The sequence below is a fragment of the Brevibacillus schisleri genome (assembly GCF_055685845.1).
On sequence record NZ_JBVNDM010000001.1, the window covers coordinates 6,051,349 to 6,064,768 of the forward strand.

Annotated in this window: 18 protein-coding genes; 1 reads left to right on the top strand and 17 read right to left on the bottom strand. The window is 46.8% G+C overall.

The features are described from left to right. Nucleotides 1-31 precede the first annotated feature (31 nt). Complete coding sequence (locus ACUUHJ_RS28675; protein WP_472300680.1) at nt 32-496, top strand: SMI1/KNR4 family protein; 465 nt, start codon at nt 32-34, stop codon at nt 494-496. A gap of 310 nt (nt 497-806) precedes the next feature. Here ACUUHJ_RS28675 and ACUUHJ_RS28680 read toward each other — a convergent pair whose 3' ends face one another. The 17 genes from ACUUHJ_RS28680 to ACUUHJ_RS28760 all read right to left on the bottom strand — a co-directional run bounded on the left by ACUUHJ_RS28680 (nt 807) and on the right by ACUUHJ_RS28760 (nt 13,388). Further along, entirely contained in the window at nt 807-1,640 is an 834-nt protein-coding gene (locus ACUUHJ_RS28680) for an exosporium leader peptide (RefSeq protein ID WP_472300681.1), read from the bottom strand. A 445-nt stretch (nt 1,641-2,085) separates the two neighbouring features. Beyond that, nucleotides 2,086-2,760: a glycoside hydrolase family 73 protein gene (locus tag ACUUHJ_RS28685; RefSeq protein WP_472300682.1), complete on the bottom strand. Its 675-nt coding sequence runs from the start codon at nt 2,758-2,760 to the stop codon at nt 2,086-2,088. Beyond that, nucleotides 2,760-3,047, bottom strand: a complete 288-nt coding sequence (locus tag ACUUHJ_RS28690) for a phage holin family protein (protein ID WP_015891235.1) — start codon at nt 3,045-3,047, stop codon at nt 2,760-2,762. The genes ACUUHJ_RS28685 and ACUUHJ_RS28690 overlap by 1 nt, the downstream gene beginning before the upstream one ends. Beyond that, nucleotides 3,048-3,305 carry a hemolysin XhlA family protein gene (locus ACUUHJ_RS28695; RefSeq protein WP_015891234.1) on the bottom strand — a complete coding sequence of 86 codons (258 nt, stop codon included), beginning with the start codon at nt 3,303-3,305 and terminating at the stop codon, nt 3,048-3,050. It lies immediately after the preceding gene. A 77-nt stretch (nt 3,306-3,382) separates the two neighbouring features. Beyond that, nucleotides 3,383-4,558, bottom strand: coding sequence for a polysaccharide deacetylase family protein (locus ACUUHJ_RS28700; RefSeq protein ID WP_472300683.1), 1,176 nt, complete (start codon nt 4,556-4,558; stop codon nt 3,383-3,385). After that, nucleotides 4,545-4,721 (bottom strand): hypothetical protein, encoded by a 177-nt coding sequence (locus ACUUHJ_RS28705; RefSeq protein WP_372681905.1) that lies wholly within the window; start codon nt 4,719-4,721, stop codon nt 4,545-4,547. Before ACUUHJ_RS28705 ends, ACUUHJ_RS28700 begins: the two co-directional genes overlap by 14 nt. After that, a complete protein-coding gene (locus tag ACUUHJ_RS28710; RefSeq protein ID WP_472300685.1) occupies nt 4,718-6,391 on the bottom strand; it encodes a hypothetical protein in 1,674 nt (557 codons plus the stop codon). Before ACUUHJ_RS28710 ends, ACUUHJ_RS28705 begins: the two co-directional genes overlap by 4 nt. Nucleotides 6,392-6,407: 16 nt before the next feature. After that, a complete protein-coding gene (locus ACUUHJ_RS28715) occupies nt 6,408-6,962 on the bottom strand; it encodes a hypothetical protein (RefSeq protein ID WP_472300686.1) in 555 nt (184 codons plus the stop codon). A 1-nt stretch (nt 6,963) separates the two neighbouring features. Continuing rightward, nucleotides 6,964-7,284, bottom strand: coding sequence for a hypothetical protein (locus tag ACUUHJ_RS28720; RefSeq protein ID WP_472300687.1), 321 nt, complete (start codon nt 7,282-7,284; stop codon nt 6,964-6,966). A 4-nt stretch (nt 7,285-7,288) separates the two neighbouring features. Continuing rightward, complete coding sequence (locus ACUUHJ_RS28725) at nt 7,289-7,648, bottom strand: hypothetical protein (protein WP_472300688.1); 360 nt, start codon at nt 7,646-7,648, stop codon at nt 7,289-7,291. Between the two features lie 12 nt (nt 7,649-7,660). Next, nucleotides 7,661-8,263: a putative phage tail protein gene (locus ACUUHJ_RS28730; protein WP_472300689.1), complete on the bottom strand. Its 603-nt coding sequence runs from the start codon at nt 8,261-8,263 to the stop codon at nt 7,661-7,663. After that, nucleotides 8,256-9,314 carry a baseplate J/gp47 family protein gene (locus ACUUHJ_RS28735; protein WP_472300690.1) on the bottom strand — a complete coding sequence of 353 codons (1,059 nt, stop codon included), beginning with the start codon at nt 9,312-9,314 and terminating at the stop codon, nt 8,256-8,258. Before ACUUHJ_RS28735 ends, ACUUHJ_RS28730 begins: the two co-directional genes overlap by 8 nt. Next, nucleotides 9,314-9,751: a DUF2634 domain-containing protein gene (locus ACUUHJ_RS28740; protein ID WP_472300691.1), complete on the bottom strand. Its 438-nt coding sequence runs from the start codon at nt 9,749-9,751 to the stop codon at nt 9,314-9,316. Before ACUUHJ_RS28740 ends, ACUUHJ_RS28735 begins: the two co-directional genes overlap by 1 nt. Next, on the bottom strand, nt 9,748-10,212 hold the full coding sequence (locus tag ACUUHJ_RS28745) for a DUF2577 domain-containing protein (RefSeq protein ID WP_472300692.1): 465 nt from the start codon (nt 10,210-10,212) through the stop codon (nt 9,748-9,750). Before ACUUHJ_RS28745 ends, ACUUHJ_RS28740 begins: the two co-directional genes overlap by 4 nt. A gap of 11 nt (nt 10,213-10,223) precedes the next feature. Next, nucleotides 10,224-11,240, bottom strand: coding sequence for an XkdQ/YqbQ family protein (locus ACUUHJ_RS28750; RefSeq protein ID WP_472300693.1), 1,017 nt, complete (start codon nt 11,238-11,240; stop codon nt 10,224-10,226). Between the two features lie 4 nt (nt 11,241-11,244). Beyond that, nucleotides 11,245-11,658, bottom strand: coding sequence for a hypothetical protein (locus ACUUHJ_RS28755; protein ID WP_015891222.1), 414 nt, complete (start codon nt 11,656-11,658; stop codon nt 11,245-11,247). A 20-nt stretch (nt 11,659-11,678) separates the two neighbouring features. Then, on the bottom strand, nt 11,679-13,388 hold the full coding sequence (locus ACUUHJ_RS28760) for a tape measure protein (protein WP_472300695.1): 1,710 nt from the start codon (nt 13,386-13,388) through the stop codon (nt 11,679-11,681). Nucleotides 13,389-13,420 lie beyond the last annotated feature (32 nt).

A 13,420-nucleotide genomic window follows, 5' to 3' on the forward strand; every position in this document is an offset into this window, starting at 1 on the left:
TTAATGTAGTCAAGGAGGAGGGGCAATTCAGATGTTGAAGGAGCTCATGACAGCAATTAGCCATATAACAGGTATGCAATTTGTACAAGCCTCAAAAGAAGAGATTGCAAAATTAGAGTCACTCAATTTGCCTGAAGATTTCACTAACTTTTTTTTATCATATAATGGGACTAAAAAGTTTGACCTAGGGGATTTAAGGCTATGCTCAATTGCCAACGTACTGGTGGAAAACAATGAATTGGTTCCTGGAAGAGATGTATCCAAATACGGGTATATTGTTTTTGCTACTAACTTAGGGGGAGATGCCTACTGCTTTGACCTGAGCAAAGAAGGGATAGAATACACGTTAGATAACACCCCCATTGTCATGTTCGATCATGAAGAAGACTATGAGATAATGAGTAAACAGCAAGTCAGTGAGTACGCAGAAAAGATTGCTGATAACTTAGTGATGTTTTTACAGGATGAGTTGAAGGAAAGGGAAAATAATCTTTAAAAAGGAAGCAGTTATGGCTCTCTATTTTGTATTAGCAGGATCATAACTCTACATTGAATACTGTAAAATCACTCATTCTGACTAGTTAAGATAATACACGTATCTCGGCTGTACCCCTAAATTGAACGCATAACGTAAAAAAGCCCTCCCCGGATTGTTATTCCGAAGGAGGGCTCCCTTCTTACTTATGGATTAATGGCCATTCGTAGCCTGTGAACATGGGCGAGCATGTAAATAAAAAAATCCTCCTGCAAATTTCTCTAAGGGAGGATTTAATTTTAGTATTTATTTTCTCTTTCATCAGCTAAATTCACACTGGGGCTATCTTGGCAGCAATCCTATCCAATGCTTCTTGAACTGTTGTCGGAACAGGTCCCAATGACCAATCAGCGGGATTGGCAGGGGTGTAACCTAAGCCAGCAGCATCATCCAATTTTTCTATCGCTGAATTTCCTATTAAAGTCACTCTGCTTCTAATCGGAATCGAGTCAACAGTGGCCCTAATTCTAGTTACGACACCTGCTACACCATTCACAATCAAACTGCCTTTTATAGCGAAACTTAAGAGGTCGAATGGATCGATTGGAACGGTTCCATTTGCCACATTCACTACTACATCGCCATCTGTCCCTCCACCAATTAGATGTACTTGAGTATCGTAAGGAACGATAGAATTTATAGTGATGACGGGTTGGGGTAACGGTAGAGGAACGCCTCCAACATATGAAGCAAACATGGTGACATTTGCACCATTCTGCGTATAGCCACCAAATAACTGGGAGTCACGGATATTAATCTGACTAAGAAAAGTGCTATTCCCAGTAAATACTGGTGTTGGAGTAAAATTGATACTTACAAAGAACAATCGACCCGTAGAAGGGGTAATTGCATTGGTTGTAAAGTTAAAATCAAGAGGCGCTGTCAATAACGATAAATCCACAAAGCCAGAACGATTATCAACATTTAGGTTTCCATTCCAGGATGGATCATTAATATCGAATGGGATAGCGAGTCTAGTTAATAATGTACTTGCTCCAATTAATTGGACGTTTGCCTTTAAGTGAATAAGTGGTTCTGTGAAGGTTCCTGGTCCGATAGAAATTGCATATCGTTTTGTCGGTGAAGCATCTACAATGAACGCCATCGCCCTTGTGACAGTTAAAAAGGGGTTGCATTCTGTACCATCACCAGTTGTATCATTCCCGCCCTTATTTACGTAAACAATCTGAGTTGCTACTGGTGGCGGATCTATACACCCTGGACCAGGGGGGCCAGTAGCACCTTGTGGACCAGGGGCGCCTGGGGGACCAGGAGGACCAGGGGGACCAGGGGGACAAGTGCATCTTGGGGGAAAAATAGATTGACAACCGCTTGGTGGAGGTCGCCAGCAGTTATTGTTCATCAGAGTATTAAACCTCCTAATCATAATGACTTCACATCGACACTATACTATGCAAGCCAGTATGCGATGTGTAAAAATCAGGAAATTCCCCTAACCTGATTATGCTTCATACTAAGTTATTAACATTATTTATTGATAAAAGGCCCTCCCCCGTTTTACCGGAAGGAGGGCTTTGGTTATTACATGGTCATTCTGTCACCCGGTCTAGCATTGTAAACATGAGCCAAGGTAGTTCATTCAGCACAGCTACCGGATTTTCTGTCAATCGCTTTTTCCAAACGTCCGGGTCATTCAGGAAACCTTTGGCTGCAAGGCTGTCAATTGCCTTCAAGCCTGCTTCGCGCTCCCACTGTTCCAGCCTTAATTCAGGCTGTTCTTTATCCACAGAGTTGTCAGACTTATCAACATCGTATTGGTGCAGCTCGTATTTCTCAATCAGACTAATCAACTTTTGAGGGTACGCCGGATCGGTCGCATACCCGCCTTCCCTAATCTTATGAGCAGCCGTTTTATAGTCAGTTCCAAGGACACCATGGTAACGCGTCGGCTTGTCCCGCGTGCCATTTAAAATTAGATTCGAGTGATCGGCAATCGATTCTGCCCAGTTGTTGTAGGCCCGGAAATTAGCTGACACCGTTACCCACTCACCGTTATAACACTCCTTTGTCGGCATCGGGCAGACACCAGCAGGCCCGGCCCCCTTGATACCGAACAGGTTATTTGCCTTTTCCGTCAGCCCGCTCTTTCCCCAATTGCTTTCAAGGATTGCTTGTGCAATGGTCAGCGAAGCAGGTACTCGAGTCTTTTTCATATCCGCTACGGCTGCAGGTGCGATCTTTGCGATAAACTCTTGCTGGGTCATTACTGATCACCTTCCCTTTTTACAAATGTCTGCTTCCACAACTGGTGCCCCAGCGTTGCGATCCCAGCAGCAAGAATGCCCTGAATCGTCGCTTGCACACTTATTGCTCCCATCACTCCCCAAGCTAGTCCAACACCGCTTACAGTCAAAAGCCAAGGAATTAACCAGTCAGCTACCCGTGGCGTTTTCTTGAGCATCGTTCCAATCAACAACAGTGCGACTACAACAATCAGAATTTCATCCAGTAGGTATTGGCTGACCAATGCCAACAGGTCCGTTTCTTTCATTTAGTTCATCCCCTTCCACAGCAATGCTATTGCTCCAGCAATCAGCGCACCAATTACCGTACGCCAGAGCCATTTTTGATTATCAGCAACTTCATTCAATCGATGATGTGCTGATTTCCCGTATTGTAGTGCTTCATTCGCTTTCTCTTTCGCCTCTTCCGCTGTAACACGAACATCAGTCATAGAGTCCAGTTTTGTCTCTACTCGGACAATCCGCTCTCTGATATCAGATAGTACCTGCATCTCATTGTTTGACATGAGATTATCCTCCTCACCCCCTGGGGGCAAAAGTAAAAGGAGCCGCTGTTGCAGCTCCCCCAAAAACTCTATTCGTTTTACAGCCCACAACTGTCCATCCAATCGCTCATTGTCACTGTATCGATGTCAGCTCGCCGGGAATATGCGTAATCAACAACCTCTTGGAAGTTGCTTACGTTATACTCGATGCTGGACGTGGCTTCGCCGCTAACGATCTTGTGGAACATGAACAAACACACGCCCCCTACCTTTGCCGCATCATCTATGTGTCCTTTTAGTGTGGCAGGTGTAATCGTATGCTCCACATTTCGAATCTTGATCGTCCGCTTATCCGGTGGCGGTGTGGTCGCCGTATCCTCTTGGACAGTGCGGCCCGCTCTCCGAGATTGCATCACTTGCAACACCCTTGCATCATACGCGCCATATGGATACGCCAAAATATTCGATGCTCGAGGAAATCCGTTTGCATTCAGCCATTTTTCAGCGTCCGCTACCTCTTTCTCGATTGCCGCTGTATCTTTCAGGTCTTTTAGCGTCGCGTGGTTCATCGTATGGTTGGCCATGTCCCAGCCATAATCGTACATTTCCTTTAGCTGTTGTAGCGTGCAATAGCCAGACCACCCTACGTGCGACGGAATGACGGCAATGACGCCTGGAAGATTGTATTTTCCCATATACCGAAATGCTTCGCTGTATTGGGAAGACCAACCATCATCGAACATAAAAATGACCTTCCCCCGCTGCGACTCATCTCTAATGATCGAGTCAAAAACGATCGATGCCGTAGTGTTCTCATTGGACTTCACTCGGATTTGCATAGAAACGATATCTCGGGTAAGGCTTGCAGCTCCAACGGGCTCCAGCTTGCTGACATCGATGATATGTTCATTCCAACCAATCGCCATTCTCCAAGCCCGCACAGTATACCCTAAAAATTCGGCATAGCCAGTATCATGAGCCAAATAGAGCTGGAACTCATAGAAGTCGGTCAAATTGTCTACATAGAATCTAATCTTCAAGGTCTTTGCACCTGACAAGTTTAAGAGGACGTTTCGGCGTGCGGCAATCGATGTGCCTGTCGAAGTGATTTGCAGCTTGCCATTGTTAAATGTCACCGATCCGCCGCCGTATGCTTTTAGCCAGGAATTTGTATCACTAAATGGCTCCACAAGTCTGCCTTTCTTGAAGTCCCGGACTTGAGCTAATATCAAGTCTTTGTTTTTCTTGTCTGTTGCAGGACTAGACCACGCCATTTTCACCGCCACCCTTTTGTGCTTTTTTCAATTTTGCATTCTCTTTTCGTAAAGCTTCAATTTCTTTCTGTAGAGCCTCATCCTGCTTTCTCTCCGCTTCCCCTGCTGGCGTGTATACCCAATCACCTAGTGATCCATCAGGATTGCGCTTCCGGTATCTCATGCTTTGATCGCCCCCGATAAACTTGTTGCCGCCGCTGTTGAGTTTGCGTCATTACTGGACAACGTCAATTTCAAATGCAGTTGAGCGTTACCCGTTGCATACGACCCGATAAACTCTGTTTCCACGATCCCTGTGATAACAGGGGCAGTCGTTTTTGTCATGGCCTTATAGGATTCGGCAGCGCCAGCCGCCACGATAGAAAGAGCTCCGTCCACATTCAAATCTCCTGTTTCATGCTGGAACCAAGCAAGCACTTCTTTAGCTGTCGTGGATTGGGGAGATAGCTTGTAGCGTGCATGAGCTGTTTTGAGGCGTGTTTTTGTCACTGAACGGGTCAAGGAAAACGTGAGGACTGTTGTTGCTCCTAATGAGTCTGCTGCTGTTATGACGAGACTGTTCGCTCCGGCAACCATCTGCTTTGGTGTAACAGTGATCGACCACGCGCCACCGCTGATTGATATGGGTACATCTGCACCACCGTTTAGACGATATTTCATGTTTACTGCTTGTCCATCTGGATCGGACACCGTACCGTTTATCGTAATGGGCGAATCATCCGACAGATTATCATTGTTGGCGACAAATGAATGAGTAAGTGTCGGAGGGCGATTCAAAGCTACGGTAAAGGTCCGTTCTGCAATGATGGAAGTACCGCCCTTACCGTCCTCTGACCACACTTCTAGTAAATGGGTTGCTCCCTCATCCAGTAGCCCAGAAACGGCTGTGGTACCGTCCTTCAATGCTCCACCTGTAAACGTCAATGTCTTGTTAAAAGCTAACGGATTTACGCCATCCGCTGATGCTTGCAGGATACGATAGGGAGTGCCTTTGTTGACACGTACATAGACGGATACGATATCACCAGGATCAGTATCCAATGTGGTGCCCGTGACCGCATAAGTATTGCCCACAGACAACTTGACCCCGCTTGCTGGAGCAGTAAGCGTGAGCGTCTGACCGAAGTTGTCCTCGTACGTAACGGTTACGGTATAAGCGTAGTAGTAGGTATAAGATACCGAAGATGGTCCATACACAGTGCCGGAATAGCTTTGGGAGTAGTTGTATTTACGCGTATCAGGTTTAGATACCGTACCCGAATAGGTGCCTGTTGCGGAAGCACCGTACCAGCGTTCACCGCCCCCCTCGTCGCTTAATTTTTGACAAGATCCCGCAGACGCCCCAGTACGCTGCAACGTTCCGGTGTACCCTTCACCGTCAGAATAAGAGATAGACGATGGCAACGCTGACAATGCTCCGCTTTGTGCCCCACTACAAGATGTCCCGAGGTCATACCACGAGGATCGAGATTCGGATACTGATTTTTGACCAGGAGGGCTACCGCTAACTACGTAAGGAGTTGATCCGCCTGATTTAGACAAGGTGCCGCTATAAGTTCCATCGTTGTAACTGATCGAAGACTGAAAACTATCTGTACTGCTTGTACGAGTCTCCGATACGGTTTTTGTGTTCGGTGTGCTGGATGTGGTATATCGGGTATATGAACCATCGCTGACATTGACCGTCACTTCGCTGCCATTGACAGAGTGTGTAACTTTGCCCGTATTGACCGCAACTGACACAACGCGCTTTAGATTTGGAATAGTTATCTTTTGTGATCGGCTTTGCGATGTAGACTCAGGGATGCTAACAACGGTTGATTTACTAGCCATCTAACCGCCTCCTTTCTTACGTTACGGCAATTTTCACGCTATAGGTATCAATCGACCCTCGCCTCATACGTTTTGCCACCGTATCAATCTCCACGGTTGACCTTGCAAGGATGGCATTGGAAGAATAAGTTGCTGTGGGAGCCGCGTTTAATGTAATGACTTGGGTCAACGCATTAATTGCGGTGATGATACGCTCCTCCTGATTGTTGACAGATGCTAACGTCACCTCTTGCCCAACTGCAAATCCTGCCACCGATGCAACGGTAACATTCGTACCGGAAATCGACTGGACGGTTGTTCTCGTCCTATCCAAGGAAATGACCGCATCCTGGATGCCGTCAAAGGTGTCGACGAAAATCCCATTATTTCCGGCGGTCCTGTCACCTGTTGTGATCTTGGCGTGCAAATGGAGAATTCGATTTTCCATCTTGATTACGATGTCGTCGATACCCTTAATGCCTTCCTCTATGTGATTCATGCGCCTCGCTGTGTAACGAGTGCCCTCCTGAATCGTTTCACCTGTTTCTGGATTAACAAGTCGATCAGCCCAAAATTGACGTTCGTATGGCATCCTACACCACTCCTACTTCAAACGGTATTTCGAACAGTAGTAAGACGCCCGTTTCATGAGAGGTGATATTGGCGTCGGAAGTAATCATTGCCGTTCCACTTGCATCGACTAACTTTGCTTCTGTGATGGTCCCTGCTGCATCCACCGCGTCTAAATAGACGTACAACTGCACAACCGTTTTCTGTGCGCTGGTAAGGTGCTTCGTTTGTGTAATCGGGCGAATATCCGATTTTCCATCGACGGTGATGATGGCATTGGCTACTTTTGCACTCACCGCATTGCGGATGAATTCCAAAAAGGCTGGTTCCACTTTTAACGCCATCTGATCACCCCCGTCCGTATGCACGAAATGGAGAAGTTGTTTTGATAGTCACCAGTGTAAACGGTTCAAAGAACTCCTCAAACACTTCGCCTTCTTTGACCGTAAAGGTGTAGTTGTTAATCGTGAATGTCAGATCACTCGTTCCGTCATTTTTAATGACAAATCCATGCATGGGCTCATCGAAAATTTGTGCGGTATCAGTAGCTCCACTAAAAGGCTCTTTTGCCGATAAACCACGTAGTTGCACGAACATGGCACCGTTGCGACCTTGAATCTCTTGAAATTCATCCTTCATTCCATTGAAGTATTGCGGAACTGGTAGGAGTCCGCCGTCGCGTAATATATGTTTTGTTCCAATAGGCATCTGATTCCCTCCTTATTCCGTGGCTGTAAACATCGGCATTCCTGGTACAACAAAGACAGGCAAAGTCGGGGCATTCACCACAATTTCATTTGGATAAAAAGTATTGCACACAAAGTAATCCACTTGGAATGAAGCATTCCTCAGCTTTATAAAGATGGTCGGAGCTTCTGGAGAGAGCAAGAATTCTGCACCGATATAGGCTGGCTTTGTTTCTTCGATGGCCGCTCGGATATCGGAAAGTTTGAGGCCATCCAGTTTTCGAATAATAAACCGAAGTGATCCGTCATAGGTGACTGTTCCTTGACCATCCGTATATGCATCAAGAATCGCTTGCAGGAGTGCCAAGGATACTTTGCCCTGGCTCCGCATTTTCGACTTGATGGCAGCCCGGCGTTCGGAAATTGGTTTATGTTTATTGGCGGCTAGTCCGAGCTCCTTTTCGTAATAGTCGAGTGCCCAGGTTGCTGTATCTACTGACAACTGTTGTTGTAGATCGATAATCTTTGCTTCCTGCTTGTCTAATTGCGTAGCGTCTGCTTCGAAAATCACCCGAAATGTGGAAGAGTTACGTTGATGAGGTTGTAGGCGTTTCAACATCTCATTTGCCTTAGACATTTACACTCACCGTCCCTAAGACCGCTACTTCCGTGTTGCCGATAAGAATATTGGACGTTCCACCGTTGATGGTGAGGCCCGTATAGTCCGCCACGGCATCTGTGTCCAATATGAGGGCTCCTACTTTTGCATAACTAACCAACGTCTCGACAAAAGCAGCATCCCTTAAATAATGGGTCATTTTTGAAGTGATTCCGTCTATAGCCTGTTGTTGTGAGAATCCAGGATTTAAAACAGCGGTGACTCGTATTTCGATTGTCACACCCGTTGCGCTGGCCACCGTAGCAAACGCTCCTATTGGAGCAGCTCCTTCTCCTTTTCCATTCGCGCCCGGGTCGATGTACTTTTGCACGGCAGCGACGATATTATTGCTTGCAGGTTTTCGGTCACTATCAATAATGACCACTTTCACTGTGTTATTTCCTGCCCACAACGGTATGACTCGTGCATCACCGACCCCCGCCACTTCCTTTGCCCAATTGCGAAAATGAGCCTTGTTCCCGCTCGATGCAGGTGTACGGATGTGCTCGTAGTACCTTTTCCGTAGGTCTGTGTCTGATTCTTCTGCAAAACCGTCTGATGTGGAACTCGGATTTGTGACAGCAGTAAACCCAGACAATGTGACCGGAAACAACGTGATGGTGTTGGCAGGTACATTTCCAGCAGGCCCTTCTACCAATGCTTCAATCATGACCATCCCGCTACTTGTAATATCCTTTGATTCCGTAGATCGAAACTGTGTGCCACTTGGTGTCTCGAACAAGTCTCCAATTCGGATCGTACCTGTCCCTGTAACAGTAACACTTCCTTTGGAGCGAGTGCCCGCCCTACGTTCCTGTCCCGTCCTTTCCCTAACCCGTTGTGTCAATTCGGCTCCTGACAAATTATCGATACTAAGCTTGTCTTCGACTTCCTCAATCCTGTCATCTTGTTTGGCCATCTTTTCGGCTACAGGGGCAAGTGCATCAAAGATAAAGCTCCCGGGGAGTTTGTCATATTTGTCCGGTACTGCTGCCAATAACATGGCGAGATGTTCATCTTTGGATGCCACTAAATCAACACCGCCTTTTCTAGCGTGCCGTAAATGCTTGATACTTCAAAACCGATTACTAACCGTGAGCCTTCGTGCGAAAACGAAAAGCCATCCACCCGCGTAATGGCATCATTTTGTAACAACGCCTCTCGTATCATTCGCTCATACTCAGCCTTGGAAAAGTCGGGATGGAAGTTCTGGCCAATCAGTACATGATGCTCGCTGCCGTAGCCTGTTCCCTGGTAGATCAAACTGTTCTTAACGGTTCGAAGTGCTTTCTCTATCCAGACCTTCAAGTATTCCAGACCCGTTACCTCGATCAGTTTCCCGTCTTTTAAAACAAAATCACCCGCATCGAAATCCCATAGGAACGTTTTGTGTACGTTCTTGGGCTTTGTCTGTTGGGTGATTTGAGTTTCTGGCAATTTCAGTTGAGTGATCTGAGGTAAACTCATTCATCCGGCTCCTTCCATACACGATCTTTGACAAACCACAGTTTTAGTGATTCGTCTGGCTGCAGAATAACTTGGTCGCCTACTTTCAGCCCATCGGTATACGTGATGGTCGCCTTGATCTTATTTTCCGGACTGTCAGGATTATCGGTAATAGGAATGGCCAACTTTGTGATGCGCTCCTGTATATCCCCGCTGCTTCGATAAAACGAAATCTTTGCTGGGTACTTCTCGTCTAGCCCAGACATCTGCAGCTCCATTAATTCAACTGTCCGTTTGTAACCAGGCATGAGACTTTCCCCTATAATCAGGTGCCGTCTCTCTAAGATAATACTGTCACCGTATTGAATTTTGAGAGGCGTTACTGAGACAACCTTCCCGACTCGAGGAGCCGTACTCGGCGGGTTGCGGTTCTCCTTTTGCATCTCTGCAATCTTTTTTGCAAGACGATCAATACTATCCAAGTTCTCGCCTCCTATTTCACGTCCTCGGGTAAAGCCAAATCCAGTTGCATCGTATGAATTTGATTCCTTACTTCATGCTTGGCGCTGGTAATCATAAATCGATTTTGCATACCAGTGACTGGCTCCGTTACATCGAGCAGACGGCCAGCTTTAAAAGCAACGTCACCCATTAGCTGGATACTGTTTGTCTCATGGATTCGTGCCAGGCGCTTCAACAGAATTCGAGAGACTTCCCGAGCCTTTGCCGCGTCCTCTGCATCGATCTTATACACGTCTTCTAGCAAACCGTATTTTCGAATCAGTTCCTCGTCCTGGGACATCGCCACGATCTCATACTTGGGCTTTGACTTTTCTTTCTCGTTTCGCTCGATAAGGATTTTCACGCGGTTTCGCATTTCTTCAATGGATCTCGTGCGATCCGCACCTAATGGGTTTGCCATGACGTCCACGGGTGCGATGTTCTCAGCCAGCTTGAAGGTGCCTTTGATGAGCAAATCTTTCATTTCCTCGAAATAGATTTTTCCTTGCCGCATCTCGACATTGTATCGTTTCCCGCTTCGACGCTCATGCAGCTTGTAGATCGTCTCAATAATTTCGCCCGGGCTTTTCTCCAAGAAAATGTCGTCGATTGGAGTGGCCATGTCTGGAACATTGCCGATTAGCATACCGAAATCGCTAAGAATCTTCGTAATGGCTTGTGATGCTGGGATTTTGTTAAATTGATACACGCTCTTTGACTTACCAAGATACCAGGCATAATCATATACGGTGTACGTAATCGCGCTACGCCCCTGTCTCCCTTCTTTCACGACCACACCACGGTTTATTTCTTCACCATCTTTGAGAAGCAACACAACGTCTCCAAGATCGCATGGATTGACGGGGAAGTATTTCGCATCCGACCAGTTCACATCAAAACTCATCGCGGACATAATAGACAGATTCGAGTCCCATGAGATACTGCCCACCAAGGGCGTGAGGTCGTGGCTTTTCTGACCGTCGTTTTTGATTAGTAGAACTTGAAACATCGCGTCAGCTCCTTGCCGTGCTCACAAATGGGAATTCGATCATCTGCAAGGTATAGTCAATATCGCCGCTACGACCTACACCATGCTCAAAATTCGTAATAGCAACCGCCATGTTCAACGATTGAACCCCCTGCGAGTCAACGATGACCAGTCGTATCGGAATCCGCATCTTGCGCCACCGCTTAATTGTATTTACATACTCCATCCCCCACATGCTGCGGTTTTGCAAGAATGGATAGTCTCGGATCGGGAAAAAGCTTTTGATATCTACGGATTGAAGCCCTTCCAGCCCGATCAATAGTAATGACTGTTGCAGCCCGTCCACCTGCTCCGTACCCCAAGGAGACGGTACGTTGTACTCAGATGGAGGCACGGGCAGTTGCAAGACCTCTGCATTGGTGTTAATCGACAAGAACACATTTATCAAGTCAACACCCCCTACGTGCTCCACATATGACGCTCAATTCGTCCCAGCAAGCTGTCTGCTAAATCTATCGGACTTAAATTATCACGTAACGTCGCCTTTGTATTCTTGTCTGTTGCCTTGGTGTTATTAGCAAGCGCATTCGTGTTGGCCATCAATGCGCGTTCCATTTTTTCGCTACTCGCTTTGCGCTTGTCCAGTTGTTCCTTCCGGGCGCTGGCTATGTCGTCTTGCATACCTGTAAAGTTTTTGTCTCGCTTTGTCCTCTCTACTGCGAACTTAACTGGCGAGAAATACTCTGTATCGCCCATCGTTGGAGCTGCGGCAGATGATTTTACCGCACCGAAGTTGACAGCTATGGCTTCCATGCCTGCCATTTCTCGCATTGCATTCAAGGGGATAAGCATATCCCTTACGCCATTTTCTGTCAGTGTCACTAGACCATTCCACATGACAGCAGCTCCATACTTGATCGCCTCGAATGCGAAGTTAAATCCGTTAATCAAGTAGTTCGCCGTGCCTATCATAACGTTTGTGCCTTCCTCAGTTCTAATCACAATGTAATCCCAAGTTGATGACAAAGTTTCCTTGATAACGTCCCAGTTATTCACTACTTCTTTGGATATGCCTATTAAGACCCCAAAAGGACCGCCAAGTACAGCCGCCAGCCATTTCCCTTTTTCTCCAAGTTCATCCCACTTGTTCCACAGCCAAATGGAATACCCGACCAGTACACCCACACCTAATATGATGAGCCCTATAGGGTTGGCGTACATGGCTGCATTTAAAGCTAGTTGTTTTATGGTCAGGACGCCCATCGCGATATGGAGCGCACCATAGGCGGATGCAACACCGAATACAATTGGTTCGATCTTTGACCAGTTATCAATCACATAGGACGAGAAATCCCACACGTTCTTGGCTATCTTTTTCGTACCCTCGTAGACCTTCAATAACCTTCCAGAGAACTCGTCCGCCCATTTGGCCTCGGTGCCTTTTTCCATGAGTGCTTGGATGCCATACAAATCTTCCCTAATTGCAAGGAACAAAGGCTTGGTCAGGTCTGCTAGCATCTGTGTACCTGTTTCCTTGATGTTCTCCAGTGTATAGGTGAAGGTGCTCGACATTTCCTGCATGGAGCCCTTGAATCGTCCTTGTAAGCCCTTGAACAAGAGGGGAATTGCCTTTTCCGCAAACAATTCTCCTCTCTCGCTCATCTTCATGACCTCAGCAGTTGATTTGCCCATCTCTTGTGCTAATATGCGCCAGGCTGGTACACCTCGTTCGGCCAATTGGTTTATCTCTTCCGCACTTACCTTGCCTTTTGATTGGATTTGACCAATAGCTAAGGCGATCCCCTTGAATTCGTCAACCGTACCTCCTGTTGCGGCTACTGCATCACCCAGCGTATACATAATGGGGATTAATCCCTCGCCTGCAAACCCCATGCCTAGCATGATTTTGGCGGCGTCCTGGAGCCCGGCAAAGTTAAACGGTGATATTGCTGCGAGCTTCTTCAAATCAAGAACCATATTTTTTGCTGCTGCTGCTGATCCGAGAAGGATATCAAAAGATTTCTCCGCGGTTTCTGCTCCTGCATTTGCCTTGATCCCTAATCCGATAGCCGCTGTACCCATAGCCGCTGCTGCCATTCCAACTACGGTAGCCGCATTTTTTGCGCCTGATTGAATCGAATCCCACGTCTGCTTACCTTGTCGTTCCAAGTCTCGAAGTGTTCGCCTGTATCTGACGGTAC

What these genes read in the sequence shown, in the direction of transcription:
- ACUUHJ_RS28710 (WP_472300685.1), bottom strand. Translation starts at nt 6,391, where the DNA reads ATGGCTAGTAAATCAACCGTTGTTAGCATCCCTGAGTCTACATCGCAA.
- ACUUHJ_RS28695 (WP_015891234.1), bottom strand. Translation starts at nt 3,305, where the DNA reads ATGTCAAACAATGAGATGCAGGTACTATCTGATATCAGAGAGCGGATT.
- ACUUHJ_RS28690 (WP_015891235.1), bottom strand. Translation starts at nt 3,047, where the DNA reads ATGAAAGAAACGGACCTGTTGGCATTGGTCAGCCAATACCTACTGGAT.
- ACUUHJ_RS28705 (WP_372681905.1), bottom strand. Translation starts at nt 4,721, where the DNA reads ATGAGATACCGGAAGCGCAATCCTGATGGATCACTAGGTGATTGGGTA.
- ACUUHJ_RS28685 (WP_472300682.1), bottom strand. Translation starts at nt 2,760, where the DNA reads ATGACCCAGCAAGAGTTTATCGCAAAGATCGCACCTGCAGCCGTAGCG.
- ACUUHJ_RS28680 (WP_472300681.1), bottom strand. Translation starts at nt 1,640, where the DNA reads ATGGCGTTCATTGTAGATGCTTCACCGACAAAACGATATGCAATTTCT.
- ACUUHJ_RS28725 (WP_472300688.1), bottom strand. Translation starts at nt 7,648, where the DNA reads ATGCCTATTGGAACAAAACATATATTACGCGACGGCGGACTCCTACCA.
- ACUUHJ_RS28730 (WP_472300689.1), bottom strand. Translation starts at nt 8,263, where the DNA reads ATGTCTAAGGCAAATGAGATGTTGAAACGCCTACAACCTCATCAACGT.
- ACUUHJ_RS28675 (WP_472300680.1), top strand. Translation starts at nt 32, where the DNA reads ATGTTGAAGGAGCTCATGACAGCAATTAGCCATATAACAGGTATGCAA.
- ACUUHJ_RS28720 (WP_472300687.1), bottom strand. Translation starts at nt 7,284, where the DNA reads ATGGCGTTAAAAGTGGAACCAGCCTTTTTGGAATTCATCCGCAATGCG.
- ACUUHJ_RS28715 (WP_472300686.1), bottom strand. Translation starts at nt 6,962, where the DNA reads ATGCCATACGAACGTCAATTTTGGGCTGATCGACTTGTTAATCCAGAA.
- ACUUHJ_RS28740 (WP_472300691.1), bottom strand. Translation starts at nt 9,751, where the DNA reads ATGAGTTTACCTCAGATCACTCAACTGAAATTGCCAGAAACTCAAATC.
- ACUUHJ_RS28700 (WP_472300683.1), bottom strand. Translation starts at nt 4,558, where the DNA reads ATGGCGTGGTCTAGTCCTGCAACAGACAAGAAAAACAAAGACTTGATA.
- ACUUHJ_RS28750 (WP_472300693.1), bottom strand. Translation starts at nt 11,240, where the DNA reads ATGTTTCAAGTTCTACTAATCAAAAACGACGGTCAGAAAAGCCACGAC.